The sequence below is a fragment of the Nonomuraea sp. ZG12 genome, assembly GCF_052068115.1.
Classification (GTDB): Bacteria; Actinomycetota; Actinomycetes; order Streptosporangiales; family Streptosporangiaceae; genus Nonomuraea.
Window position 1 is genome coordinate 91,621 of sequence record NZ_JBQHCW010000008.1, and the last position, 24,950, is coordinate 116,570.

The 24,950-nt window shown below is 71.3% G+C and carries 23 protein-coding genes; 15 read left to right on the forward strand and 8 right to left on the reverse strand.

Annotated features, from left to right (window positions below; genetic code table 11):
• The first annotated feature begins 33 nt into the window (after nt 1–33).
• On the forward strand, nt 34–927 hold the full coding sequence (locus tag ACTMTF_RS23150; protein WP_441112556.1) for a S66 peptidase family protein: 894 nt from the start codon (nt 34–36) through the stop codon (nt 925–927).
• Nucleotides 928–968: 41 nt separating this feature from the next.
• Nucleotides 969–1,835, forward strand: a complete 867-nt coding sequence (locus ACTMTF_RS23155) for a hypothetical protein (protein WP_441112557.1) — start codon at nt 969–971, stop codon at nt 1,833–1,835.
• Here the strand turns inward: ACTMTF_RS23155 and ACTMTF_RS23160 are convergent.
• The gene (locus ACTMTF_RS23160) at nt 1,807–3,594 is read right to left on the reverse strand and encodes a glycoside hydrolase family 15 protein (protein ID WP_441112558.1); all 1,788 of its coding nucleotides are present in this window, start codon (nt 3,592–3,594) and stop codon (nt 1,807–1,809) included. The genes ACTMTF_RS23155 and ACTMTF_RS23160 overlap by 29 nt on opposite strands.
• A 125-nt stretch (nt 3,595–3,719) precedes the next feature.
• Complete coding sequence (locus ACTMTF_RS23165; protein WP_397013330.1) at nt 3,720–4,322, reverse strand: membrane protein YczE; 603 nt, start codon at nt 4,320–4,322, stop codon at nt 3,720–3,722.
• A 62-nt stretch (nt 4,323–4,384) separates the two neighbouring features.
• Here ACTMTF_RS23165 and yczR point away from each other — a divergent pair, with 62 nt between their 5' ends.
• Nucleotides 4,385–5,815: a MocR-like transcription factor YczR gene (gene yczR, locus ACTMTF_RS23170; RefSeq protein ID WP_441112559.1), complete on the forward strand. Its 1,431-nt coding sequence runs from the start codon at nt 4,385–4,387 to the stop codon at nt 5,813–5,815.
• 98 nt (nt 5,816–5,913) lie between these two features.
• On the opposite strand, the gene ACTMTF_RS23175 is transcribed toward yczR, so the two are convergent.
• Nucleotides 5,914–6,522 carry a trimeric intracellular cation channel family protein gene (locus tag ACTMTF_RS23175; RefSeq protein ID WP_441112560.1) on the reverse strand — a complete coding sequence of 203 codons (609 nt, stop codon included), beginning with the start codon at nt 6,520–6,522 and terminating at the stop codon, nt 5,914–5,916.
• A gap of 11 nt (nt 6,523–6,533) precedes the next feature.
• A complete protein-coding gene (locus ACTMTF_RS23180; RefSeq protein WP_441112561.1) occupies nt 6,534–8,024 on the reverse strand; it encodes a peptide MFS transporter in 1,491 nt (496 codons plus the stop codon).
• 137 nt (nt 8,025–8,161) lie between these two features.
• Between ACTMTF_RS23180 and ACTMTF_RS23185 the strand changes: the two genes are divergently transcribed.
• From ACTMTF_RS23185 to ACTMTF_RS23210, 6 genes are all read left to right on the forward strand, one after another.
• The gene (locus tag ACTMTF_RS23185; RefSeq protein WP_441112562.1) at nt 8,162–10,003 is read left to right on the forward strand and encodes an AMP-dependent synthetase/ligase; all 1,842 of its coding nucleotides are present in this window, start codon (nt 8,162–8,164) and stop codon (nt 10,001–10,003) included.
• 86 nt (nt 10,004–10,089) lie between these two features.
• Nucleotides 10,090–11,487, forward strand: a complete 1,398-nt coding sequence (locus ACTMTF_RS23190; protein ID WP_441112563.1) for a hypothetical protein — start codon at nt 10,090–10,092, stop codon at nt 11,485–11,487.
• A gap of 159 nt (nt 11,488–11,646) precedes the next feature.
• Complete coding sequence (locus ACTMTF_RS23195) at nt 11,647–12,150, forward strand: hypothetical protein (protein WP_441112564.1); 504 nt, start codon at nt 11,647–11,649, stop codon at nt 12,148–12,150.
• A gap of 198 nt (nt 12,151–12,348) precedes the next feature.
• Nucleotides 12,349–12,705: a hypothetical protein gene (locus ACTMTF_RS23200; RefSeq protein WP_441112565.1), complete on the forward strand. Its 357-nt coding sequence runs from the start codon at nt 12,349–12,351 to the stop codon at nt 12,703–12,705.
• Nucleotides 12,702–13,586: an ABC transporter ATP-binding protein gene (locus ACTMTF_RS23205; RefSeq protein WP_441112566.1), complete on the forward strand. Its 885-nt coding sequence runs from the start codon at nt 12,702–12,704 to the stop codon at nt 13,584–13,586. The genes ACTMTF_RS23200 and ACTMTF_RS23205 overlap by 4 nt, the downstream gene beginning before the upstream one ends.
• On the forward strand, nt 13,583–14,377 hold the full coding sequence (locus ACTMTF_RS23210) for an ABC transporter permease (RefSeq protein WP_397013315.1): 795 nt from the start codon (nt 13,583–13,585) through the stop codon (nt 14,375–14,377). Before ACTMTF_RS23205 ends, ACTMTF_RS23210 begins: the two co-directional genes overlap by 4 nt.
• Here ACTMTF_RS23210 and ACTMTF_RS23215 read toward each other — a convergent pair.
• Entirely contained in the window at nt 14,370–15,977 is a 1,608-nt protein-coding gene (locus tag ACTMTF_RS23215; RefSeq protein WP_441112567.1) for an OmpA family protein, read from the reverse strand. The two genes, ACTMTF_RS23210 and ACTMTF_RS23215, sit on opposite strands and share 8 nt — an antisense overlap.
• 97 nt (nt 15,978–16,074) lie before the next feature.
• On the opposite strand from ACTMTF_RS23215, the gene ACTMTF_RS23220 reads away from it, so the two are divergent.
• From ACTMTF_RS23220 to ACTMTF_RS23240, 5 genes are all read left to right on the forward strand, one after another.
• Complete coding sequence (locus tag ACTMTF_RS23220) at nt 16,075–17,118, forward strand: LacI family DNA-binding transcriptional regulator (RefSeq protein ID WP_441112568.1); 1,044 nt, start codon at nt 16,075–16,077, stop codon at nt 17,116–17,118.
• 102 nt (nt 17,119–17,220) lie between these two features.
• Nucleotides 17,221–18,330 (forward strand): pyridoxal phosphate-dependent aminotransferase, encoded by a 1,110-nt coding sequence (locus ACTMTF_RS23225; protein WP_397013311.1) that lies wholly within the window; start codon nt 17,221–17,223, stop codon nt 18,328–18,330.
• 75 nt (nt 18,331–18,405) lie between these two features.
• Nucleotides 18,406–19,227, forward strand: coding sequence for an SAM-dependent methyltransferase (locus ACTMTF_RS23230; protein WP_441112569.1), 822 nt, complete (start codon nt 18,406–18,408; stop codon nt 19,225–19,227).
• An 83-nt stretch (nt 19,228–19,310) separates the two neighbouring features.
• Nucleotides 19,311–20,054: a hypothetical protein gene (locus tag ACTMTF_RS23235; protein WP_441112570.1), complete on the forward strand. Its 744-nt coding sequence runs from the start codon at nt 19,311–19,313 to the stop codon at nt 20,052–20,054.
• A 75-nt stretch (nt 20,055–20,129) separates the two neighbouring features.
• Nucleotides 20,130–20,537 carry an Atu4866 domain-containing protein gene (locus ACTMTF_RS23240; RefSeq protein WP_441112571.1) on the forward strand — a complete coding sequence of 136 codons (408 nt, stop codon included), beginning with the start codon at nt 20,130–20,132 and terminating at the stop codon, nt 20,535–20,537.
• Between the two features lie 110 nt (nt 20,538–20,647).
• Here ACTMTF_RS23240 and ACTMTF_RS23245 read toward each other — a convergent pair whose 3' ends face one another.
• The 3 genes from ACTMTF_RS23245 to xylA all read right to left on the reverse strand — a co-directional run bounded on the left by ACTMTF_RS23245 (nt 20,648) and on the right by xylA (nt 23,415).
• Nucleotides 20,648–21,550: a CAP domain-containing protein gene (locus tag ACTMTF_RS23245; RefSeq protein ID WP_441112572.1), complete on the reverse strand. Its 903-nt coding sequence runs from the start codon at nt 21,548–21,550 to the stop codon at nt 20,648–20,650.
• A 129-nt stretch (nt 21,551–21,679) separates the two neighbouring features.
• Nucleotides 21,680–21,991, reverse strand: a complete 312-nt coding sequence (locus ACTMTF_RS23250; RefSeq protein ID WP_397013301.1) for an STAS domain-containing protein — start codon at nt 21,989–21,991, stop codon at nt 21,680–21,682.
• Nucleotides 21,992–22,239: 248 nt separating this feature from the next.
• Complete coding sequence (gene xylA, locus ACTMTF_RS23255; RefSeq protein WP_441112573.1) at nt 22,240–23,415, reverse strand: xylose isomerase; 1,176 nt, start codon at nt 23,413–23,415, stop codon at nt 22,240–22,242.
• 90 nt (nt 23,416–23,505) lie between these two features.
• On the opposite strand from xylA, the gene xylB reads away from it, so the two are divergent.
• The gene (xylB, locus tag ACTMTF_RS23260) at nt 23,506–24,927 is read left to right on the forward strand and encodes a xylulokinase (RefSeq protein ID WP_441112574.1); all 1,422 of its coding nucleotides are present in this window, start codon (nt 23,506–23,508) and stop codon (nt 24,925–24,927) included.
• Nucleotides 24,928–24,950 lie beyond the last annotated feature (23 nt).

Genomic DNA, 24,950 nt, shown 5'->3' on the forward strand with positions numbered 1-24,950 from the left:
CGGCACCGCCCCCGCTCGTCATGGAGTTGATCGATGCAGTCAGGTGACACCGTCGCCGTCGTCGCCCCGTCAGGTCCGGTGGACGCCCTCCTGCTCGGCCGCGGCGTCGAGCGGCTGGAGGGGCTCGGGCTGAAGGTCGTCGTCGGCCCGCACGTGTTCGACCGTCAGGACCTGGGCTATCTGGCCGGTGCGGACGCCGCGCGCGCCGCCGACCTGCAGTCGGCGTGGTGCGATCCGGCGGTCGGCGCGGTCTTCTGCGCAAGGGGCGGCTACGGCGCGGCCAGGCTGCTCGGCCTGCTCGACTGGGACGCCATGCGGGCGGCCGGGCCGAAGACCCTCATCGGCTCCAGCGACATCACCGCGCTGCACCACGCGTTCGCCGCCGAGCTGGGGGTGCCCACGCTGCACGGCCCGATGCCCGGCGGCCTGCTCATGGGCGGTGAGCAGGGGCCGGAGCCCGCGACGTGGGAGCACCTGCGGGCGGCCCTGTTCGACGCGCCGGCGCCGGTCGCCGGTGACCTGGTGCTCGCGCCGGGCCGCGCCGCCGGGGTGCTCCACGGCGGCAACCTGTCACTGCTGGCCTCCCTGTGCGGTACCGCCTACCAGCCGTCGTTCGCCGGCAAGATCGCCCTGCTGGAGGACATCGGCGAGCAGCCCTACCGGGTGGATCGCCTGCTCACCCAGCTCCTGCAGTCGGGGGCGTTCGCCGGCGTGCGGGGGATCGCGCTCGGCTCCTGGGTCGACTGCGGCGACCCCCTCCCGGTGCTGCGCGACCGGCTGCTGCCGCTCGGGGTGCCCATCCTGGCAGGGCTTCCCATCGGCCATGGGTCTCCACAAATGAGTGTGTGGCTTGGGGCTCTTGGGGTTATCGATACCGAATCGTGCTCGCTGTCTGGTCCGTTCTGGAACGAGGAGCAGGCAAGGTAGAACGCACATGCGGACGAAACCGACAGAGAGGGACACGGCGCGTGAATCTATTCAAACGTGACCGGGAGTCCCCGCGCCGTACCGAGGACGTCGACCTCGACTCGCTGCTCGCGCTCGTCGCGGACTCGCACGGCTACACCTGTACGTTCGCCGCCGACGGCGGATCGCTGACCCTCGGCGGCGGCCGGGAGATCCTCGTCCGGCTGACCGGGCTGCGCCGCGAGGTGGGCCGCCGGCCCAGGGAGGACTGGCCGATCCTGGTCTCCGAGCACCTGGCGCACGCCGTCGCCGCCGCCGACGAGCTGCTCGACGTGTGCGACCTGGAGCAGGTCAGGACGTTGCTGTCGACCCGGGTCGAGGCCGTGGACGAGGTGGCCGACCTGACCAGGGTGGTGGGCCGTCACCTCAACGGCGACCTGGTGGAGCTGCTCTCCGTAGGGTCCCGGCCGGTCCGTCCCGAGGAGGCCGGCTGCTGGCCGCTGCCGACCGCGCAGGCGATCGACCTGGCCGTCGCCAACGTCAGAGGGGCGGACAAGCTCTCGGTGGAGTCCATCGAGCTGTCCGGCACCCCGGTCACCCGGCTCACCGGGCATACTCCGTCCGCCGCCACGCATCTGCGCTGGCTGGAGGACTATCTGCCGATCCCCGCCGACGGCGCCCTGGTCGTGCTGCCGGACCCGTACACCCTGCTCGTGCACCCCGTGGACGGGATCGGCGTGGTGCGCGCCATCGAGCGGCTGCGCGTGCACGCCGCCCGCACCGGCGGGCTCAGCGCCCAGGTCTACTGGTGGCACGACGGGCGGCTGACGCTCATCCGGGCCGACCTCGTGCTGCAGCGGGGCCAGACGCGCCTGGTCGTGGCCCCGCCGCCGGAGTTCGCTAAAGTGTTGGCCCGCTTGGCCGCGTGACGTCCTTCGACAGCGCCCGCGCGGCGTGGATCAGCGGGACGTGCGAGAAGGCCTGCGGGAAGTTGCCCACCAGCCTGTCGTAGCGCGGATCGTACTCCTCCGCGAGCAGCCCGACATCGTTGCGCAGCGCCAGCAGCCGCCCGAACAGCTCCTCGGCCTCGTCCTTGCGCCCCTGCATGGCCATCACCTCCACCAGCCAGAAGCTGCACGCCAGGAACGCGCCCTCGCCGCCCGGCAGGCCGTCGACGTCGTTGTCGGCCGCCACCGGATAGCGCAGCACGAACCCCTCCGCCATCAGCTCCTTCTCGATCGCCGCCACGGTGCCGGTCACGCGCGGGTCGTCCACCGGCAGGAAGCCCACCATCGGCATCAGCAGCAGAGCCGCGTCCAGCTCGTGCGAGCCGTAGGACTGGGTGAAGGTGTTGCGCTCGGGGTCGAAGCCCTTCGCGCAGATCTCGGCGTGCACGGCCTCGCGCAGCGCCTTCCAACGCTCGACGGGCCCCTTCCGGTCGAACCGCTCGACGTACTGGACCGCCCGGTCGAGCGCCACCCAGCACATCATCTTGGAGTGCACGAAGTGCCGGCGCGGGCCGCGCACCTCCCACAGGCCCTCGTCGGGCTCGTCCCAGTGCTCCTCCACATAGTTGATCAGCTCCCGCTGGATGGCCCAGGCGCGGTCGTCGGGCGCCAGGCCGGAGGTGCGCGACAGGAACAGGCAGGCCATCACCTCGCCGTAGACGTCGAGCTGGAGCTGGTTGACCGCCTGGTTGCCGATCCTGACCGGGCGGGAGCGTTCGTAGCCGTCAAGCCAGTCGAGCTCCAGCTCGGGCAGGCGGCGTTCGCCCGCGACGCCGTACATGATCTGCAGGTCCTGCGGTCTGCCGGCGATCGCCCGCAGCAGCCACGACCGCCAGGCGCCGGCCTCTTCCAGATAGCCGTTGCCGATCAGCGCGTCGAGCGTCATCGTGGCGTCGCGCAGCCAGCAGAAGCGGTAGTCCCAATTGCGCACCCCGCCCAGGTCCTCCGGCAGCGAGGTGGTGGGCGCGGCGACGATGCCGCCGGTGGGGGAGTAGGTGAGGGCCTTGAGCGTGATCAGCGAGCGGATCACGGCCTCGCGCCACGGGCCCTGGTGGGTGCATGTGCTGACCCAGTCCTTCCACATCTCCTCGGTCTCGGCCAGCTGGGTCTCGCCATGGATCTGCCGGGGCATCGGCTCGTGCGACGGATGCCAGGTGAAGACGAACGACAGCCGTTGCCCCTCCTTCACCTCGAAATCGGCCACGTGCGCGTAGTCGCCGCCCTTGAGCGGGATGGGGGAGTGCAGCCAGACCGAGTCCGGGCCGCCGACCGCCTGCAGGTGGCCCTCGAAGCGGCGGATCCAGGGCACGATCCGGCCGTAGTCGAAGCGGACCCGCAGCTGGGTGGACATCCGCACGGTGCCGGAGACGCCCTCCACGATGCGGACCACGTCCGGGTTGACGTCGCGCGGCGGCATGAAGTCGATCACCCGGACGGTGCCCGTGGGGGTGTCCCACTCGCTCTCCAGGATGAGGGTGTCGGTCCGGTAGCGGCGCCGGGTGGCGGGCCGGCGGCCCTCGGGGCCGAGCCACCAGTGACCGTTGCGATCACCGCCGAGCAACGCGGCGAAACAGGCCGGTGAGTCGAACCTGGGCAGGCAGAGCCAGTCGATGGAGCCGTCCCTGGCCACCAGTGCCGCCGACTGCATGTCCCCGATGAGCGCGTAGTCCTCGATCCGCATGCCCCGACGCTACTCGGAGGAAGGGTGATCACGCGGCCGAGTCCGGGCATGTCGCGTCATGCCGGTCCGGCCACGTGATCAGATCTGGGTCCTGCCCGTGCGGGGCGGACATTCACCTCAGGTGCTCACCTCAGTGGGAACCAGCGGGCGAACAGCTGGGTCAGCGGGCCCACGGCCAGCGCGAACACCAGCGTGCCCAGGCCGACCGTGCCGCCGAGCAGCCAGCCGGCCGCCAGCACCGTGACCTCGATGAGGAAGCGGCTCAGCCGGACCGACAGGCCCAGCCGGACCAGGCCGGTCATGATCCCGTCGCGAGGTCCCGCGCCCATGCCCGCGCTGATGTAGAGCACGGTGGCCAGCGCGACCGATGCCACACCGAGCGCCACGTAGAGCCAGCTCAGCACGGGGTGACCGGAGGGTGGCAGCAGCAGGATGGCGGCGTCGGCGAACAGGCCGACGAAGATGACGTTGCTGACCGTGCCGAAGCCCGGCCGCTGCCGCAGGGGGATCCAGGCCAGCATGACCAGGGCGCCGACCACGATGATGACGGTCCCGATCGACAGGCCCGCCCGCAGGCCGACGCCCTGGTGGAAGACGTCCCAGGGGCCGTTGCCGAGCCCGGACCCGACCTGGAGGCCGATGCCGGCGCCGTAGAGGGCCAGACCTCCGTAGAGGCGGGCCAGCCGGCCGGGCAGGCCGCTGACGGCCGGAATTGTCGCTTCGCTCATAATGACCCCAGCGTGACATGGCAGAACTTGCCAAAACAGGGCCAATCATCGAAAGTGGCCCTGTGAGGCATTTGTCCGCCGGTCAGGTGGCCCGGCTCGTCGACGTCAGCCGCGAGGCCCGGCCCTACTACCGCGCGCTCGCCGACGCCGTGCGCACCCTGGTCATGAACGGGCAGATCCCGGTGCGGGTGCGCATGCCCGCCGAGCGCCACCTCGCCGAGACCCTCCGGGTCAGCCGCAACACCGTGACCGCGGCGTACGACCTGCTGCGCGAGCGCGGCTTCCTGGAGAGCAGGCAGGGCTCGGGAAGCTGGACCGCGCTGCCCGACCCGGCCGTCAGCTCCGACAACCCCTGGCTCGCCGCCTACGACGACGGCCTGATCCAGCTGCACGCCGCCGCCCCCGCCGCACCCCGCGCCCTGCGCGAGGCGATGCTGGAGGCCGTCGACGACATGCCCCGGTACGGGATGGGCAACGGCTACCACCCGCTGGGCCTGCCCCTCCTGCGCGAGCGGATCGCCGCCTACTACACCGCGCGCGGGGTGGCCACCCGGCCGGAGCAGATCCTGGTCACCACCGGCTCCCAGAACGCCATCAACCTCGTGCTCGGCGTGCTCATCGGCGCCGGCGACGCGGTGGTCGTCGAGTCGCCCACCTACCCGCACGCCATCGACGCGGCCCGCCTGCGCGGCGCCAGACTGGTGCCCGTCGGCGTCTCCTCCGAGGGCTGGCGGACCGACCTGGTGTCCGGCGCCATGCGGCAGTCCTCGGCCCGGCTGGCCTACCTGATGCCCGACTTCCAGAACCCCACCGGCGCCCTCATGGACGACGCCGCCCGCGCCGCCGTCACCGAGGCGGCCAGGCGGGCCGACACCCTCCTGCTCATCGACGAGGCCTGGGCGGAGCTCGCCCTGGACGAGGTGCCGGGCACGGCCCCGATGGCCGCCTTCGGCCACGACGGCCGGGTGGTCACCATCGGGTCGGCGTCCAAGCTCTGGTGGGGCGGGCTGCGCATCGGCTGGATCCGCACCACCGCCGCGCTGGCCCGCCGGATGGCCCTGCACCGGGCGTCCAAGGACATCGCCAGCCCCGTGCTGGACCAGCTCGTCGTGGCCCGGCTGTTCGACCGGCTCGACGAGACCAGGGCCGAACGCCGCCGCACCCTGCGCGCCTCACGCGACGCGCTCGTGGCGGCGCTGCACGAGCAGCTGCCCGCGTGGGAGTTCGCGGTGCCGCGCGGCGGCGGCACGCTCTGGATCCGGCTCGGCACCGGCTCCGCCGTCACCCTCGCCGAAGCCGCCGCCTGCCACGGCGTACGACTCGCGCCCGGCCCCTGGTTCGGCCTCGAAGGCACGCTGGAGGGCTACCTGCGCCTGCCGTACACACAGCCGCCCCAGGTGCTGCGCGAGGCGGTGACCCGCATCGCCGAGGCCTGCCACCGCGGCCGGGTCGGCTCCGTCCCCCTGCCGGACTCACTCAGCCCGATGGTCTGAGCGGCGCCGTGTCGGCTCGGCGCGGCGGGAGCTTTCCCCGGGGTTCGACACCTGGAGGACGTGCACGCGGGCGGAGGCGTCGACGATCATCGCGGGTCTTACTCGCCGAGGCCTCTGGCGAGGGGGGCGCGCCAGTTGAGGCGCATGGCGGCGAAGCGGAGGCCGAAGGCGAGCAGGGCGGCGGCCAGGGTGGCGGGCCAGCCGTACACGCCGGCGACCGAGAGGCCGGCCAGCGTGGCCGAGCCCAGCAGGGCGGGCAGGGCGTAGAGCTGCCGGTCGTACAGCAAGGTGGGGATCTCGCCCGCCAGCATGTCCCGCAGCATGCCTCCGCCCACCGCCGTGGTGACGCCGAGCAGCGTCGCGTGCAGCGGGCTCAGGCCGTACTCCAGCGCCTTGGCCGTGCCGACCGCGCAGAACAGCCCGAGACCGGCGGCGTCGAACACCAGGATGGCGGGCATCACCCGGGCCACGTGCGGATGGAAGAAGAAGACCACGACCGTCGCCACCAGCGGCACCACGACGTAGCCGACGCTCTGGAACGCGGTGGGGCGCACGTTGAGGACCAGGTCGCGGACGATGCCGCCGCCCAGCGCGGTGATCTCGGCCAGCACCGCCATCCCGACCACGTCGAGCCGCTTGCGCACGCCCATGAGCGCGCCCGACAGGGCGAAGACGAAGATGCCCACGAGATCGAGAAGTTCAGCCACGGTGGCAATGTCTACCGGATCGGCGGCGTCGCGGGAACGTGGTGCTCGGACATCATCGCCCGCAGCCTGCGGGTGAACATGAACAGCGCCAGCCCGGCGACGATCGCCATCGCGGCCAGCAGAAGGTAGTAGGCGGGGTCGGACAGCACGTCGCCGAGCCGCCCGGTCTGCCCGCCGACCGCGTCGCCGACCGACACGGCGATGAACCAGATGCCGAGCATCTGCCCCTTGAACGCCAGCGGCGCCAGCTTGGTGGTGACCGACAGCCCGACGGGGCTGAGTGACAGCTCACCGAAGACCTGGACGAGGTAGACCAGCACCAGCCACCAGACCGACACCCTGCCGCCCTGTGCCAGGGCGGCGGCCAGCGCCATGACCACGAAGCTCAGGCCCACCATGACCAGCGCGAAGGCGAACTTCTGCGGCGTGCTCACCCGCGTGCCGACCTTGACCCAGAGCGCCGCGAACACCGGCACGAAGATCATGATGAACAGCGGGTTGAACGACTGCGTGGTCGCCGCCTGGATGGGGATGCCGAACAGCGACAGGTCGGTGTGGTTCTGGGCGAAGAACAGCAGCTTGCTCGGCGCCAGATCGTAGATCATCCAGAAGATCGAGGCCGCGACGAACAGCCAGATGTACGCCTTCATCCTCGACCGTTCGTCCTCGGTGAGGTTGTGGCTGCCGAACATGATGTAGCCGAAGTAGAGGACCGGCACCGCCAGGATCAGGACCGTCATCACCAGCGTGAACCGGCTGAGCGTGAAGGTGCCGCTCGCCGCCCAGGCGCCCAGCGCGATCGCCGTCACGGCCACGGCGGCCGAGACCACCAGGGCGAAACGCCGCGTCTCCTGCGGCGTGAGCGGCACGTTGGGCCGCTCGCCGACGCCCCGCAGGCTTCCGCGGCCGCCCCACGCGTACTGCGCCAGGCCCAGCGCCATGCCGACCGCCGCCGCGCCGAAGCCCAGGTGCCACCGGTCCCCGGCCGCCAGCCGGCCCACCACGATCGGCGCGAAGAAGGCGCCGAGGTTGATGCCCAGGTAGAACAGGGAGAACCCGGCGTCCCTGCGGGCGTCGTCGTCCTCCGGGTAGAGCTTGCCCACCATGACGGAGATGTTCGGCTTGAGCAGGCCGGTGCCGGCGATGATGAGCAGCAGGCCCAGCCAGACGAAGAACGGCGTCGGCACCGGCACGGCCATGCTGATGTGGCCGCACATGATGACGAACCCGCCCCAGAACACCGACCTGCGCGGGCCGAGGATCCGGTCGGCGATCCACCCGCCGGGCAGCGCCACCAGATAGATCAGCGCGCCGTAGACGCCGACGACCGCCTGCGCCGTCTCCTCCGTCATCCCCAGCCCCTGCTGGACGGGGGAGGCGACCAGGAACGTGGCCAGGATGGCGCGCAGGCCGTACCAGCTGAACCGCTCCCACATCTCGGTGCCGAACAGCGTCGCCAGGCCCCACGGATGGCCGAAGAACGTCCTGCCGCCGTTGGTCATCCCAGCCCCCCAAGGATGCGAAATGCGTGCGGTTCATCACTGTACGTGACGAGTGGATCAGACCCTTGCCGCTACCCGCGCGGTGTGGTGCGATGCATCCCAACCGTGCAAGTGGTTACTGACTGGAGGCGGGTGCCATGGCCGATGTCCTCGGAGTCCGGGCGGAGATCGAGCGGCGGATAGCCGGTCGCACCGTCTGCGAACAGCTCAGGCAGGTGGCGGAGAGTCACCCGGACGCACCCGCCTACTCCGACCCGGTGGAGGGCGGCGGCTGGGACACCCTGACCTACGCCGAGGCGCGCGGTCGGGTGCTGGAGATCGCCGCCGGGTTAGCCGCGCTCGGGCTGGAGCCGGGTGAGTCGGTGGCGATGATGATGGTCAACAGGAGCGAGCACGTCCTGGCCGACCTCGGCGCGGTGCACGCGGGCGGCCTGGGCTGCACCGTCTACTCCACATTCGCGCCCGACCAGATCGCCTTCGTCGCCGCAGACGTGGGCGCCAGGATCGCCGTGCTCGGCGGGCCCGCCGAACTCGCCCGCTGGGCGCCCGTCCTCGACCGGCTGCCCGACCTCCGCAAGATCATCATGCTGGAGGGCGCACCCGGCGACGACGACCGGTTCATGGCCTGGCAGGACTTCCTCGACCTGGGCCGCGCCCGGCTCGCCGAGGACCCCGCCGGTGTCGAGGCCAGGTGGCGGGCGGTCGCGGCCGACGACGTCGTCACCGTCCTGTACACCTCGGGCACCACCGGCATGCCCAAGGGCGTCCCGCTCAGCCACACCAACGTCTTCTACGAGGTCGAGTCCACCGACAGGATGACCGCGCTGCCCGTCCAGGGCACCCAGATCTCCTATCTCACCTACGCGCACATCGCCGAGCGGGTGCTCAGCCTCTACCTGCCGCTGGTGAAGGTCTCCCACGTGTACTTCTGCACCGACCTGGCCAATCTCGGCGCCACGCTCGGCCAGGTCAGGCCGATGATGTTCTTCGGCGTGCCGCGCGTGTGGGAGAAGATGATGGCCCGCCTGAACGCCGTGCTCTCCACCCAGCCCGCCGAGCAGCAGGAGGCCGCGCGCCAGGCCATGGCGGCGGGGGTCGCCTATGTCGAGGCCGGGCAGTGGGGCGGCACCGTCACCCCCGAGATCCAGGCCGCCTACGACCAGGCCGACGGCGCGCTCCTGTCGATCATCCGCGGCATGATCGGCTTCGACCGGGCCCAGTGGACCGCCACCGGCGCCGCGCCGCTCTCCGACGAGGTGCAGCGCTTCTACGCCGGGCTCGGGCTGAAGGTCATCGACGTGTACGGGATGACGGAGACGACGGGCGCGTTCACCGGCAACAGTCCCGCCTGCTACCGCCTGGGCACCGTCGGCAGGGCCGAGCCGGGGGTCGAGGTGCGCATCGCCGACGACGGCGAGATCCTCACCCGTAGCCCGCTCAACACCGGCGGCTACCTCAACCGCCCCGAGGCCAGCGCCGAGCTCGTCGACGCCGACGGCTGGCTGCACACCGGCGACATCGGCACCGTGGACGACGACGGCTTCTACCGGGTCGTGGACCGTAAGAAGGAGCTGATCATCACCGCCGGCGGCGAGAACATCTCCCCGGCCGAGATCGAGAACCACCTCAAGGAGCACCAGCTCATCGGCCAGGCCCTCGCCTACGGTGACAACCGGCCCCACCCGGTGGCCGTGCTCACCCTCGACGGCGAGATCGCGCCCGGCTGGGCGCAGGCGCGCGGCATCACCTTCACCGACCTCACCGACCTGGCCGAGCATCCGGAGGTGCTCAAGGAGGTGGAGGCGGCCGTCGAGGCGGCCAACACCAAGCTCGCCAGGGTCCAGCAGGTCAAGAAGTGGGCGCTGCTCGGCACCGAGTGGACGATCGAGACCGAGGAACTCACCCCCAGCCTGAAGCTGAAGCGGCGCGTCGTGCACGCCAAGTACGCCGAGCTCATCGAACGGCTCTACGCCGGCTGACCCGAAGGTTCCCGGCGGCGGTTTTTGCCATCCGGGGCGTGTGTCGTGGTCCTGGTCATTACCGGATGGTTCCTACCGTCTTGATCATGACCAGAAGCCTTCTTCTCGTCTCGCTCGCGGCGGGGGCGCTCACGGTTCCCATGCCTGCGTCCTCCGCTGCGACCGAGCTCGCCATCCGTCAGATCAATGTACGGCCCGCCGCCCCCGTGGTCGGAGCCGGGAACTCCGTCCGCCTGGTGATCGACGTGGTCGCCAAGGGGGTGAGCAGGCGTGACGGGGTGAGCGTCAAGGTCGAACCGGGGGCGCCGCCCGGCCCGGACATCAGCCCCACCGGGGAGCCGTCCCCGTCTCCACGGCCGTCCTCGCCGCCGCCCTCGGACGACTCCGGCGACACGGGCGACACGGGCGACTCGGGTAACGAGTCGTCCTCGGAAACCTGGGACGAGTGGTCCAACCAGGACGAGCCGTACTCGGAGAACTGGGAGGACTGGTCCGAATCGGGCGACTCGTCCACCGACACGCGCGACGAGTCGCGCGGAGAGCCGTCTGCCGAGCAGCCCGCGAAACCACCCACTGGGGCGAAGACCCGGCCGGACGCCGAGTCGCCGACCGGCGACCGTTCCGCCAAGGAACCCAAGAAGAAGGCCCCGCGCGCCGGCTCCTCGGACGACCCCGCGGAGAAGGAAGTCTCACCCTCCGGGTCTGAGGGAGAGCCGTCGGCGGAAGGGCGCTCGCCTTCGGGGTCTGAGGGAGAGGCGTCGGCGGAGGGGCGTTCGCCCTCCGGGGCCGGGGAGGACTCTTCAGGTGAGGAAGCCCCGCCCTCCGGGTCCGGGGACGACTCTTCGGCCGAGGGGGTCTCGCCGCCCGGGGCAGCGGAGGGCTCGCCCGCCGATCCCACGGAGGAGCAGGCGGCGCCGTCCGAGCCGGTCAAGGCAGGAGCCGGTCAGGCCACGCAGGAGGTGCCGGCCTCGGAGCAGGCGGCGTCCGCGCGGCCGGTCTGGCGGGCCGTACCCAGCCCGATGCGGATGAGCGACGGGTGGCAGACGTGGCGGTTCCTGCCCGACAAGGCGCTGAACCGGTACTACCCCGCCGGCACCTGGACCATCACCGCGACCGCCAAGGGCCCGAACGGGACGAGCGTGACGTCGTACGCGTCGTTCCAGCTCAAGCGGGAGAGCAAGCTGGGATCCGTACGGGTGGCCAGGGCCGGTGACGCCCAGGGCGTGCGGCTGAGCGGCTCGCTCACCAGGCTGGACCCGCGCGGCGCCGCCGGCTTCTCGCCGTTCGCCCGGCAGCGGGTGGAGATCCTCTGGCGGCAGGACTCGTCGGGGACGTGGCAGCGGGTCGCCGAGGCCACCACCACGGCCAACGGCGCGTTCCGACGCACCGTCTCCGGCCGGGCCGGCGGCGAGTGGCGTGTCCGCTACCTAGGAACCGGACACTACGCCGCAGATGCCTCAAGAATTCGACAAATCACCCAATAGCGCCATAAAGACAACCTAAAGGCGACAAAAGCTGTACGCCATGAATGTCGTTGTTAAACCGTGATCCGACTTTCTGCAACTTTTGTTTACCCGAACGCGTCATTCGCGTTGACGCACACCGTTCGGTGTGCGTTCCACACGGGGAAGGAAGTCACCTTCATGATGCGACGTCTCGCCGCCGGCGCGGCGGCGGCCGCCTTGGGCGCCACCGTGCTCGCGGGGGCCGCAGCGCCGGCCATGGCAGCCAGTCCCGGCAACGACGGCGGTCACACCAGCCTGTCGTTCGACGTCAACCCCGAGCCCGCCTGGCGCGGTCAGCCGGTGACGGTCTCGGGCAAGCTGTCGGTTCGCTGTGACGAGGACTACATCAGCGGTTTCGTCGTGGTGCACCACGCGAACCACTGCGAGAACGAGGGGAGCTGGCACCGCCTCGGCTGGAAGCGGGTCGCCATCCTCTTCCAGCCGGCCGGCAGTGGCCAGTGGCACCACGTCGAGTCGGTGAAGACCGGGCGCGACGGCTACTTCCAGACCAGGGTCCGGGCCTACCAGTCCGGCACCTGGCGCGCGGTCTTCGAGGGCTCCCGTTACCTGGAGTCCTCCACGGCCACCGACTGGGTGAAGGTCATCGGCCAGCGTCACCACCGCGACAGGCACCACCACTAGCCTCCACCGGGCGGCCACCGCCCGTGGAAGTGAGCTCGAACGCCCGGCCCCGCACGACGGGGGGCCGGGCGTTCGGCGTTGTCGGGCCACGATCGCCGCACCGGTTCACGGATCGGGATGAATTGCACGGCCCAAGCCTAGCTGATATACAACTAGTAGAACAGATAGAACATGGGGCCAACGTCCTGAGGAGGACACATGATCCAGGTGACGATCCAGCAAGGGACGCTGACGGTGCACTTCGCTCCATGGGCCAGGCTGTTCAGCAGGGCGGCCGCGGTCAGCGTGCCGGTCGACGGCATCCGCGAGACGCACCACCTCGACCGGCCGCTCGCGGCGGCCACCGGCCGGCGTGCCGGCCTGCTCGTCAGCGGGGTCATGAAGGTCGGCGTCTGGACCTCCTTCGGCGGCGTCAGGCGGCTGGTCGCCGCCCGCGGCGGCGAGCCCGGCCTCCGGATCGTCATGCGGGACAGGCGATCGGGCTACGACGAGCTCATCCTCAGCGTCCGCGACGCCGAGGGCATCCGCCGGGCCCTGGCCTCGGTGGCCGCGTGACCGGCATCCAGGTGCGCGGCCTGACCAAGCGGTTCGGATCCGTCGCGGCCGTCACCGACCTCAGCTTCGACGTCGCGCCGGGGACGGTCACCGGCTTCCTCGGGCCCAACGGTGCGGGCAAGACCACCACCATGCGGATGCTGCTCGGCCTGGTCACCCCGACCTCCGGCACCGCCACGATCGGCGGCAGGCGCTACGCCGACCTGCCCAGGCCCACGGCCACCGTCGGCGCGCTGCTGGACGGCTCGGGCTTCCATCCCTCCCACACCGCCCTGGACCACCTGCGGCTCTACGCCCGGATGGGCGGGTACGACGCCCGCCGCGTCGAGCGGGTGGCAGAGCGGACCGGGGTGTCGGAGTTCGCCCGGCGCAGCACGCGCGGCCTGTCCACCGGCATGCGGCAGCGGCTCAACCTCGCCACCGCCCTGCTCGGCGACCCCCGGGTGCTGGTGCTCGACGAGCCGGGCAACGGCCTCGACCCCGAGGGCATCGCCTGGCTGCGCGGATTCCTGCGCGAGCGGGCCGAGCAGGGCTGCGCGGTGCTGGTCTCCAGCCACCAGCTCGCCGAGGTCGAGCAGGTGGCCGACCGGGTCGTGGTGATCCGCGACGGGCGGCTGGTCGCCACCGCCTCCACCGCCGAGCTGTCCGGCGCGCGGAGCGTGCTGGTGCGGTCACCACGGACGGACCTGCTCCGGGCCTGTCTGCCGGCCGAGGGCGGCGAGGTGGAAGAGGCCGGATCGGACGCCCTGCGCGTCCACGGCCTGACCGCCGAACAGGTGGCCACCGCCGCCGCGGCCCACGGCGTGCCCCTGCACGAGATCACCCCCGAGCGCCCCACGCTGGAGAAGGCGTTCCTGCACCTCACGAAGGAGTCCCGATGATCGCGCTCATCTCTGCGGAGTGGCAGCGGCTGACCACCACCAGGCTCTGGCTGTGGGGGCTGCTGGCCGCGCTCGCCAGCGGCGGGCTGACCGGCCTGCTCGCGCTCGTCGGCCCGGAGAACTTCACCCCGCCGATGCCGGGCCTGCACACCGCCGAGGGCGCCACGGCGCTGCTCGGCCTGCTCGGATTCACCGCGTTCGTCCCCGCCCTGCTCGGTACGGCCGCCGTGGCCGGTGAATACCGGCACGGCACCGTCTCCACGACCGCGCTGTTCGCGCCCAGGCGCTGGACCTGGCTGGTCGCCAAACTCGCGGCCTACACCGGGGGCGGGCTCGCCTACGGCCTCGTGGCCACGGCGGTGGCGGCGGCGGGCCTGTTCGGCGCGGCGGCCCTCAAGGGCGTCGAACTCGGCCTGCCCGCCGGCGCGGTGCTGGCGCTGCTGGCCCGCATCGCCGTGACCATGGCCGTCTACACCCTGCTCGGCGTGGCGACGGGCGCCCTGCTGCGCAATCAGGTGACCGCGCTCGCCGTGGTCGGCGCGTACCTCTACCTGGTCGAAAGCCTGCTGATGCTCGTTCCGGGCGTCCGCTCCCTCTACCCCTTCCTGCCGGGCGGCGCCACCTCGGCGCTGACCGGGTTCACCCAGCTGGCCGACGCGATCGCCGAGCAGACCGGCAGCGCCGCCGTCGGCCTGCTGTCCGCTCCGGCGGGCGGCCTGCTGCTGCTCGGCTACGCGCTGGTCGCCTCGGCGATCGCCGTCATGGTGCCGCTGCGGCGCGACATCACCTGACGGGCACCCGAAGCTCCCGGAAGCCCGCGATCCGCACCGTGCGGGCGGTGGCGTCCGCGGGCAGCTCGAACAGGTCCCAGAACTGCCTGGACTGGCCAGGGGCGAACTTCTCGGTGGCCAGGCGCACGCCCGCCACGCCGGTGCAGGCGCAGTAGGAGTCGACGCCGCCGTCGTCGGTGGGAACCTGGAGCCTGCCAGGCAGATACCGGCGCCCGGCGGCCTCGTCGGTGAGCGTGACGTTGCTCGCGGCCTGATACTTGAACGACATCCAGTCCTTGGCCCGATGCAACTCGTTGAACCAGGCCTCGCCGTCGCCCTCGTTCGTGACGGTGTAGGTCAGCAGGCCCAGGCCGCCGGGCAGCCGGCGCAGGCCGTCCACCGTCATGGAGATCGGCCGGCCGTCCGCCCTGGTGGTGCCCGTCAGGCCGGTCGCGTCCGGAGTCCCGGCGGGCGGGAGGGTGGCCGCCGGCTCCGGCTCGGCGGGCCGGGGCTTGGCGAAGGTGACCGTGACCCGGCGGTTGCGCCGCTTGCCCTCCTCGGTGTCGTTGCCGTAGAGCGGGCTGCGGGAGCCGTACCCCTTGGCCTGGAACGTGACGCCGGGGCGGGTCACCAGCGGGGACAGTGCCTTGCGCACGGCCTGGGCGCGGCGCCGCGACAGCGGGTCGTTGACGGCGTCGGTGCCGGAGGAGTCGGCGTGGCCCTCTACCCGTACGGAGGGGCCGGGCGAGGAGTCGACCAGCTTGGCGGTGCGCGCCAGGATCGTCCGGGCGCGCGCGGTGAGGGTGGCCTCGTTCACCGCGAACAGCACGTCGGAGGAGAGGCTGACCCGCAGGTCCTCGCCGTCGTCGGCGGTCTCCTCGGATCTGTCGAGGGACTGCGAGGGGGTCACGACGCGGCGCGTGACGGTGGTGACGGGCTCGGCGTCGGGGTCGGGGACGTTCATGCCGGCCGGGATGACGGGCGGCTCGTCGCTGATCGGCACGTCGAGCATGGGCGGGCCGACGGGGGTGACGACCGTGGTGGTGGCCGGGTCGCCGGAGGGGGACGGCAGGACCGCGTACACGGTGATCGACTGCCCGGCGTCGATGAAGTAGCCGAGGCCGTCGCGCCGCTGGTCGCTGCACAGGCAGGGAGAGCCGGCAGGCTGGTACGGCAGGATCCAGGCGCGGGCGCGCGAATCGAGCACCCCGATGCCCGACGCCCACCGGATCTCTCCCAGTGGGCGCGTGTTGTCGCCCATCTCGCCGGTCCAGGGGATGTGCTCGCCGGTGCCCGTGTTGCTGAGCCTGAGCTGGGCGATCAGGTGCCTGCCCTTGACCCGGTCGAGCCCGACGACCTCGACCTTGAGGTCCGGAGTGAGGGTGCTGCGCGTCTCGGCCAGCGCGGGCCGCCCATCCAGGCCGTCCAGGCTGTCAGGGCCGTCCGCGCCGGTGGGGCCGGCGGTCGGGCCGGTGGAGGCGGCGGTCGCCGCCGGAGCGTTGGGGGAGGGAGGATCCGCAGGCGGGGCGGCGGTCGGGATGGCTCCGCAGGCGGTCACTCCCACTGCGGCGAGGAACGCGGCGAGGAACGTGCGGAGCGCGACAGGGATCCGATGGTTCACCGGACAGATGATGTCGCACTTCCCAGATGCGTGCTTTTCTCCCTGTAATGCTGAAATTTCAGTACGGTGAAGTGAAGTTCAGTGATGGGGGGGGTCCATGGGACGGGTGCCTGGGCGGGCCACGCTCAAGGAGGTGGCCGATCGGGCGGGTGTGTCCATCGGCACCGCGTCCGCCGTCTTCTCCGGCAAGTCCTGGGTCTCGCCGGACACCGGCTCCGCCGTGCGGCTGGCGGCCGAGGAGCTCGGCTATCGGCCGCGGGCGCGCAAGGCGGTCAGGGAGAGCGGGCTGATCGGGTTCGTCTCCTCGGTGAGCGACATGTTCTCGCCGTCCAACCCGTACTATGCCCCCGTCCTGTCCGGGGCGCAGCAGGCCTGCGCGGAGCTCGGGCTGTCGATGACGTACGAGGTGGTCCACCCCGGCGGCGACCGGCTGCCGCTGTGCGTGGAGCGTGAGCAGGTCAGCGGGCTGCTGGTGCTGAGCTTCGCGCCCGACCGCGACTACCTGCGCCGGATCCTCGACGCGGGCGTCACCTGCGTGCTGCTGGAGCACGCCGTCGAGGAGCTGCCCGTCGACTACATCCGCCACGACGACGAGACCGGCGGCTACCTCGCCACCCGCCACCTGCTGGAGCTCGGCCACACCGACCCGCCGCCCGCCATCATCACGGCCGACGACCGGATCGTGCCCGCCGCCCGCCGCCTGGCCGGATACCGGCGGGCGCTGGCCGGGCACGGGCTGCGCGCGCCCTCGTCCTACGTCAGGCGCAGCGACTTCAGCTCCAAGCTCGGCTACGAGCAGATGGCGGCCCTGCTCGCGCTGCCGAAGCCGCCGACCGCCGTGTTCTGCGCCAACGACGAGTCGGCCCTCGGCGCGCTGGACGCGCTGCGCGACCGCGGGCTGAGCGCCCCGGGCGACGTCAGCGTCATCGGCTACGACGACGTCGCCATGTCCGCGCACGCCTCGCCGCCGCTGACCACGATCGCGGCCGACAAGGAGTTGCTGGGCGCCCAGGCGGTCTGGCATCTGGTGCAGCGCATCCAGCGGCCCGACATGACCAGCCGTGACACCGAGCTGGCGGTCCGGCTGGTCCGGCGCCGCTCCACCGCGCCACCGCCCCGCCGCGCTGAACCGGTCACCTGATCAGCGCGTATCTACACACATCGGACACAGTGTGCCCATGGAGGTGTGGTGGAGCTCAGCCTTTTGCGCGCCCAGGCGCACAGCCCCTCGTACTTTTCGCTGATGAGGGGTGCGGTGGGACAGAGCGCCCCGGTGGACTTCTGCATCCCGTGCAACCCGTACTTCCCGACCCCGGACATCTTCGAGCACCTGGGCAGGAACCTGGAGACGATCCTGAAGTTCTACCCCAGCGACGCCGACACCATCACCGCGGAGCTCAGCTCCACGCTCGGCCTGCACCCCAAGACGGTCGCCATGGGCAACGGCTCCACCGAGCTGATCACCTGGATCGACCACCTGCTCGTGCGGGAGAGCCTGGCGGTGCCCATCCCCACCTTCGGCCGCTGGACCGACCAGCCGCTGGAGACCGGCAAGCGGGTGGACATGTTCCCGCTGCTGGAGAACCGCAACTTCGGGCTCGACGTCAACGAGTACGTCTCCTTCATCCGGATGCGCGGCTCCCGGGTGGCGGTGATCTGCAACCCGAACAATCCCGACGGCGGCTACCTGCCCAAGCACGAGGTGCTGCGGCTGCTGGACGAGCTCATCGACCTCGACCTGGTGATCGTGGACGAGTCGTTCGGCGACTTCGTCGACGCCGAGCCGTTCCCCGGCGTGGCCGCGGAGGCGGCGGTGCGGCCGAACGTGATCGTGCTGCGCAGCCTGGGCAAGAACTTCGGCCTGCACGGCATCCGCTTCGGCTACATGGTGGCCAACCCGGCGCTGGCGGGCAAGGTGCGCGACGCGCTGCCCAAGTGGAACCTCAACTCCTTCGCCGAGGTCGTCGTGTTCATGATGAAGCAGTTCATGGGCGAGTACCAGGAGAGCCTCAGGCGGCTGGCCCAGGACAGACGGGCGATGTTCCACCAGCTCAGCTGCATGCCGGAGCTGTCCGTCTTCGCCTCTCAGGGCAACTTCCTGCTGGTGAAGCTGCCCGCCGGGTTCGACGGGGTGCCGCTGCGCGACCACCTGCTGACCGAGCACGGCGTGTACGTGCGCGAATGCGGCAACAAGCTGGGCACGACCAGCCGCTTCCTGCGCCTGGTGGTGCGTCCGCAGGAGGACGTGCGGCGGCTGCTGGTCGGCATGACGCAATTCCTCTACTCCGGCAGTCTGCACGAGACGCCGGTCGTCGGCCTGCACCACCGGCATGTGAACCCGCTGTCCGCCTGACAGCCGGGTCAAGGCCGGGACGCGACGGGTAGCATGACGATCAAGCTGCTCGTCAGGCCAAGGAGACATGTCCCCGTGACCGAGCTCGAACGCGTCCCGCCTGGTGTCGACCCCAGCGTTCCCAGCTCCGCCAGGGTGTACGACTACCTCCTCGGCGGCAAGGACCATGTCGCGATCGACCGGGCCGTCGCGGAGAAGCTGCTCGCGGCCGCGCCCGACGCGCGCCTGGTCGCCCGCGCGAACCGGCTCTTCTTGGTACGCGCCGTACGCCACCTGGCGGAGCAGGGCGTGCGGCAGTTCATCGACATCGGGGCGGGCATCCCCACCTCGCCCAGCGTGCACGAGGTGGCCCGCGAGGTGAGCCCCGCCTGCCGGGTGATCTACGTCGACAACGACCCGGTCGTGCGGATGCACGCGCAGGTGCTGCTGGCCGACGCCCCTGGGGTGGCCAGCGTGCAGGCCGACCTGCGCCGCCCCGCCGACGTCCTCGCCGACCCGCACGTCACCGGCCTGATCGACTTCGACCAGCCCGTCGTCGTGCTGCTGGTCGGGGTGCTGCACTTCGTCATGGACGAGGAGGACCCGGCGGGGATCGTGGCGGCGTTCCGGCGGCGGATGGCGCCGGGCAGCCACGTGGTGCTCTCCCACGCCATGGCCGAGAGCGATCCCGAAGCCATCGCCCAGCTCGTCCTGGCCACCGCCAACACGCCCGCGCAGTCGACCTTCAGGACGCGGGCGGAGGTGATGGCGCTCTTCGCCGGCTTCGACCTGCTCGAACCCGGCCTCGTCCCCGTTCAGGACTGGCGGGTCCCCGGCGACGAGGAGTCGATCCCGCTGCTGGAGGGACGGCCGCACATGCGCGTCGAGGGCGCCGTGGCCCGCCTCAGGACCGGCTGAGCGCCCCGGCTGCTCACCCCGCTCGGCACGGCCTCGCGATGGGCATGATGGAAGGAGGCTGAACCCCCCGAAAGGGTCCGCGCATGCCCCGTTCAGGCTTCGCTGTGTCCTGCTCCCTCCTGCCGTTCGGATTCGGGCTCTCCATCCTCGTGGTGCTGCTGCTGGAATGGCTGCGCCCTGACGTCATCCCCTTCGAGCTCGGCACGTTCTGGACCGTCGAGCAGCCGTTCTGGACCGCCTTCACCGACTCGCTGCTGCTGGCCTGGCCTCCCATGGCCGCCGGGCTGCTGATGACCCTGATCCGGCTGCCGCGCCACCGCCACGTCCAGCGGCAACTCGCCTGGGGCGACGTCGCCCGACCGGGGCGGATCATCACGCTCGGCCCGTTACAGCTCCTCTTCCGCAGCACCCTGGAAGAGATCCTCTTCCGGTGGCTGCTGTTCTACGCGGCCATCGCCGGGGCGGTCATCGCGGACTTCGTGGTGCTGGGCCTCGCCGGCCTGCACCCGATCCCGTGGATCTTCACCGAGGTGTTCATCCCGGTGGCGGACTTCGCCACGGCCGGGCGGCTGCACGAGGTGCTGACCACCGCCCCGTGGACGGTCGCCGCCGCCATCCTGACCAGCAACGGCCGCTTCCGCAACAGCCACACCTACCAGGGGCTGCTCGGGTGGATCTGGTCCTGGTACCTGGGCATGTTCCTGTTCCTGATCATGTTCGAGCACGGACTGGTGGCGGCCATCGCGGTGCACATCGCCTACAACCTGGCCACCCTCGTCGTACACGTGGCGATCACCGGCGTGCTGCCGCGCATGCTGGTCGAGTGAGCCGAGGGTGGGTGCGTCCCACCCTGGAGAACGGCGGCCTGGTCCTCCCGGCGGTGTCCCACCAGGGTGGAGGGCATGACCGGCTCACCTTGGAAGGCACTGACCATGATCAGAAGACTGCTCCTCCTCTTCGTCACCGTGGGCGTGCTGAGCGCCTGTGATCGTCCGTCCTCGCCTGCTTCCTCCGGGCATCCGGCGTCCTCGCCTGCCTCTTCCGGGCATCCGCCGTCCTCGCCTGCTTCCTCCGGGCATCCGTACGTGGGGATGTGGGTCACCGCCGACGGGCGGATCCGGCAGGAGCTGCTGCCCGACGGGCGCTACGAGGAAGAGCGGAACGGACGCAAGCGCGCCTACACCGGTGGCTACACGGTGACCGGTGACCACATCGACTACGTGGACGACACCGGTTTCACCGCCGACGGCACCTTCGTCAGCCCCGACGTCCTCCACCACGGCGGCATGGTCATGCATCGCGAGCGCTGACCGTACGAGCGCTGACTGTCGCGGGCGAGCGCAGACGCCTCGCGGCCAAGGGGCCGCGAGGCGTCGCCGGGACTCCGCATCAGGCGCGGGAGACCATCGTGCGGGTTCTGTCAGCGAGCGGCGAAGACCTGGGTCCAGACGATCTGGCCCTGGCTGTTCTTGACCGCGCCGACACCGATCAGGTTGTACTTGCAGTTCATGATGTTGGCCCTGTGGCCGGAACTGTTCATCCAGCCGCTCATCACGGCGGCGGGGGTCCGCTGGCCCTTGGCGATGTTCTCCGCCCAGCCGGAGCCGCCGGTGAAGCCGGCCTGCCTGATGCGGTCCAGGAAGCTGCGGCCGTCCTGAGAGGTGTGGCTGAAGTAGTTCTTGACGGCCATGTCCGAGGAGTGGCCGAAGGCTGCCTTGCGGAGCTGCGCGTCATGCTTGAGCGGCCGGCAGCCGTCCTTCGCGCGCTCAGCGTTGGTGAGCCGGACGACCTCGTTCTCCTCGGCTGATCCGACCGTGTCCGACGGAGGCGCGGTCGAGGTCTTCGTCGGCGTCGGGATCGGCCGGGGAGTCAGCGTGGTGGTCGGCTTGGGGGTGGGGACCGACGTGACCGTGGGGGACGGCGAGGGGCTGTCCGTGGGGGTGTCCGTGGGGTGGCAGGACAGCCTGACCGGCCGGGACTTGGTGCTGTGGCCGCGATAGTCCGTGGCCACCGCGTAGTAGACGCCCGGCTTGCAGGGCAGGGCGATGGTGACCCGGGCGTTGCGGGACTTCCTGGCGCCGCTCTTGACGACCGGGTCCGCGCCGGGCTGGGCCCGCTTGACCCGGACCCGGACGACGGCGTTGAACAGGCAGCCACGCCGGGTGGCGGTCGCCTGGATCCTGCCGTCGTCGTTGACGAGCGGTTTGGCCACGGAGACGCGGCACGCGGCCTGCGGCACCGTCGCGGCGTGAGCCGTGGCGACGGGCGCCGACAGTGCGGCAACGCTTACGAGGCACGCGAGTACCCCTAAGGGTCTACGCATAAGGGAATCCCTCCAGTTGCGGTAGACGCTGGATGGATTCCGCATTCTGTCGAGAAGGTAAGGCCTCTGTCCTGAAATTTCGGATATTGGGGTAAACCAAAGTGTCAGGAGGGGCGTCTATTGGCCCTATCAGGACAGGCCGAAGGCGTTCAGGAGCCCGGCGATGCGCAGCTGGTCGTGGACCCTCGGGGTGGGCTCCGCCACCTGGAAGGAGGCCCCGACCTCCCAGGCCGCCTTCATCGCGTCGACCAGCACCCCGACGCCTGAGGAGTCAAGGAACACCACCGCGGCCATGTCGACGCGGACCGCCGAGGGCCGTTGCCCGGCGATGGCGGCGGAGATCGTCTCCCGGACCCGGGGCGCGTTGGTGTAGTCGAGTTCGCCACGCAACACCACCGGAAGCGTGCCGTCCGTCACCGTGCCGACCGACACCACGTCCATGTCGATTCCTCCTTCGCCGATCGGGGCCGGCAGGCACCGAGTTCATACGTGACTGCTCGGGCACGTACCGTCGAAACCGGTTCATCGCCGGAATCTCTGGCGAAGTCATCCCATATACGAGTTTCTATTACCGGTCTTCCCCGTCCGTTACGGAAAGCGACCTTTCCGGTGCGATTCGCATTGATTCTTCCGGGACGGGCCGGCGCCCGGACCCGCCTCAGAAGGAGACGGGCCCGGGCGTGATCCGCCTAGCGAGCACCCATGAGGTGGTCCATCGCCAGCTGGTCGAGCCGCTCGAAGGCCATGCCCCGGGCGGCCGCCGCGTCGGCGTCGAAGTCCTCGTAGGAGGCGCGGTCGGCGAGCAGGTCGGACAGCGACTCGCCGGCCCCCAGGGTGGGCCTGGCCAGGTCGTCCAGCCGGGAGGCCTTCAGCGCCTCCTGCACCTCGGGGTCGGCGCGGAAGGCCAGCGCGCGCTCCTTGAGCACCAGGTAGTTGCGCATGTTGCCGGCGGCCGACGCCCAGACGCCGTCGATGTCCTCGGTCCGCGGCGGCTTGAAGTCGAAGTGCCGCGGGCCCGCGTAACCGGCCGTCTCCAGCAGGTCCACCAGCCAGAAGGCGTCACGCAGGTTGCCGGCGCCGAAGCGCAGGTCCTGGTCGTACTTGACGCCGGTCTGGCCGTTCAGGTCGATGTGGAACAGCTTGCCGTGCCACAGCGCCTGGGCGATGCCGTGAGTGAAGTTGAGCCCGGCCATCTGCTCGTGGCCGGTCTCCGGGTTGACGCCGACGAGCTCGGGGTGGGCCAGCTCCTCGATGAACGCCAGCGCGTGGCCCACGGTCGGCAGCAGGATGTCGCCGCGCGGCTCGTTGGGCTTCGGCTCGACGGCGAACCGCAGATCGTAGCCCTGCGTGAGAACGTACTCACCGAGCAGGTCGAAGGCCTCCTTCATGCGGTCGAGCGCCAGGCGTACGTCCTTCGCGCCGCCGGACTCGGCGCCCTCACGGCCGCCCCACGCGACGTACACCTGAGCGCCCAGCTCGACGGCGAGGTCGATGTTGCGGATGGTCTTGCGCAGCGCGAAACGGCGCACGTCGCGGTCGTTGGCGGTGAACCCGCCGTCCTTGAAGACCGGGTGCGTGAAGAGGTTGGTGGTGGCCATCGGCACCTTCAGGCCCGCCGAGTCCAGGGCCTGGCGGAACCGCTTGATGTGGTTCTCCCGCTCGGCCTCGGTGGATCCGAAGGGGATCAGGTCGTCGTCGTGGAAGGTCACGCCGTACGCGCCGAGCTCGGCGAGCCTGTTGACGCTCTCGACCGGGTCGAGGGCGGGGCGGGTGGCGTCGCCGAACGGGTCGCGGCCCTGCCAGCCGACCGTCCAGAGGCCGAAGGTGAACTTGTGTTCCGGGCGGGGCGTGAGACTGTCAGTCATCGGGACTCCTATTCGTAAGGGCAGAAAACAAATTAATATGCGAAGGGTGGTGGTGGGAAGACCACCCCCCATGATCGTGAGGAGTGAGGCATGTCGGCACAGCGCGTCGTCATCGGCATTGACAGCTCTACCCAGTCGTCGAAGGCCCTCGCCGTGGACGTGGACACCGGCGAGGTTCTGGGTGAGGGGCGTGCCTCGCACGTCGTGAGCTCGGGGGCGGGCAGGCAGAGCGACCCGGAGCAGTGGTGGCAGGCGCTGTGCGCGGCCGTCGAGGGCACCGGGTACGCCGCGGACGCCCAGGCGGTCTCCGTCGGCGGCCAGCAGCACGGGCTGGTGACCCTGGACGCCGACGGCGCGCCGGTGCGCCCGGCGCTGCTCTGGAACGACGTCCGCTCCGCGGACCAGGCGGCGAGCCTGGCCGTCAAGTACGGCGCGGACGAGCTGGCCCGGCGCACCGGCAGCGTGCCGACCGCGGCGTTCACCATCGCGAAATGGATGTGGCTGCGCGAGCACGAGCCCGCCGCGGCGGCCAGGGTCGCGGCGGTCCGGCTGCCGCACGACTACCTCACCGAGCGGCTCACCGGCGAGGCCGTCACCGACCGGGGCGACGCCTCCGGCACCGGCTGGTGGACGTCCCAGGGCTACGACGCCGAGCTGCTGCGCGACGTCGAGCTGGACCCGGCGATGCTGCCGCGCGTGGTCTCCGGCCTGGCGGGCACCGTGCGGGCGGGCGGTCCGCTGGCCGAAGGCACCCGGGTCGCCTCCGGGACCGGCGACAACATGGCCGCCGCCCTCGGCCTCGGCGTGCGGCCGGGGACGCCGGTGCTCAGCCTCGGCACCTCGGGCACCGTCTACGCCGTCTCCCGCCGGCAACCGCAGGATCCGACCGGCATCGTCTCCGGCTTCGCCGACGCGCTCGGCAACTGGCTGCCGCTCGCCTGCACCCTCAACTGCACCCAGGCCGTCGACAAGATCGCCGAGCTGCTGGGGCGTGACCGGGAGGCCGTCGAGCCCGGCGGCGAAGCGGTCGTGCTGCCGTTCCTCGACGGCGAGCGGACGCCCAACCTGCCGCACGCCGCCGGACTGCTGTACGGCCTGCGGCACGACACCACCGCCGGGCAGCTGCTCCAGGCGGCCTACGACGGCGCCGCGGCCGCGCTGCTGGGCGCGCTGGACGACGTCCTGCGGGCGGGCGGCGAGCAGCCGGATCACGACGTGCCGCTGCTGCTCATCGGAGGCGGCGCCAAGGGCACCGCCTGGCGCCAGACGATCCGCAGGCTGTCGGGGCGGCCGGTGCTGGTGCCCGAGGCGGGCGAGCTGGTCGCGCTGGGGGCCGCGGCGCAGGCGGCCGCGCTGCTCACCGGCGAGGCGGCGGACGAGGTGTCCCGCCGCTGGGGGACCGCGCAAGGGGAGCTGCTGGACCCGCTGCCCAGGGACGTCGAGACGGTGGAGCGGATCGCCGCCACGCTGCCCCGGGCCGGACAGCTCTTCGCCGCGCCTGGGCATGAGTGACCCCACCGGGGCCGAACCGGATC

Coding starts and splice junctions, on each gene's coding strand:
- ACTMTF_RS23150 (WP_441112556.1), top strand. CDS start 34: ATGCAGTCAGGTGACACCGTCGCCGTCGTCGCCCCGTCAGGTCCGGTG.
- ACTMTF_RS23160 (WP_441112558.1), bottom strand. CDS start 3,594: ATGCGGATCGAGGACTACGCGCTCATCGGGGACATGCAGTCGGCGGCA.
- ACTMTF_RS23165 (WP_397013330.1), bottom strand. CDS start 4,322: ATGAGCGAAGCGACAATTCCGGCCGTCAGCGGCCTGCCCGGCCGGCTG.
- ACTMTF_RS23180 (WP_441112561.1), bottom strand. CDS start 8,024: ATGACCAACGGCGGCAGGACGTTCTTCGGCCATCCGTGGGGCCTGGCG.
- ACTMTF_RS23185 (WP_441112562.1), top strand. CDS start 8,162: ATGGCCGATGTCCTCGGAGTCCGGGCGGAGATCGAGCGGCGGATAGCC.
- ACTMTF_RS23190 (WP_441112563.1), top strand. CDS start 10,090: ATGACCAGAAGCCTTCTTCTCGTCTCGCTCGCGGCGGGGGCGCTCACG.
- ACTMTF_RS23195 (WP_441112564.1), top strand. CDS start 11,647: ATGATGCGACGTCTCGCCGCCGGCGCGGCGGCGGCCGCCTTGGGCGCC.
- ACTMTF_RS23200 (WP_441112565.1), top strand. CDS start 12,349: ATGATCCAGGTGACGATCCAGCAAGGGACGCTGACGGTGCACTTCGCT.
- ACTMTF_RS23210 (WP_397013315.1), top strand. CDS start 13,583: ATGATCGCGCTCATCTCTGCGGAGTGGCAGCGGCTGACCACCACCAGG.
- ACTMTF_RS23220 (WP_441112568.1), top strand. CDS start 16,075: ATGGGACGGGTGCCTGGGCGGGCCACGCTCAAGGAGGTGGCCGATCGG.
- ACTMTF_RS23225 (WP_397013311.1), top strand. CDS start 17,221: ATGAGGGGTGCGGTGGGACAGAGCGCCCCGGTGGACTTCTGCATCCCG.
- ACTMTF_RS23235 (WP_441112570.1), top strand. CDS start 19,311: ATGCCCCGTTCAGGCTTCGCTGTGTCCTGCTCCCTCCTGCCGTTCGGA.
- ACTMTF_RS23240 (WP_441112571.1), top strand. CDS start 20,130: ATGACCGGCTCACCTTGGAAGGCACTGACCATGATCAGAAGACTGCTC.
- ACTMTF_RS23245 (WP_441112572.1), bottom strand. CDS start 21,550: ATGCGTAGACCCTTAGGGGTACTCGCGTGCCTCGTAAGCGTTGCCGCA.
- ACTMTF_RS23250 (WP_397013301.1), bottom strand. CDS start 21,991: ATGGACGTGGTGTCGGTCGGCACGGTGACGGACGGCACGCTTCCGGTG.
- xylA (WP_441112573.1), bottom strand. CDS start 23,415: ATGACTGACAGTCTCACGCCCCGCCCGGAACACAAGTTCACCTTCGGC.
- xylB (WP_441112574.1), top strand. CDS start 23,506: ATGTCGGCACAGCGCGTCGTCATCGGCATTGACAGCTCTACCCAGTCG.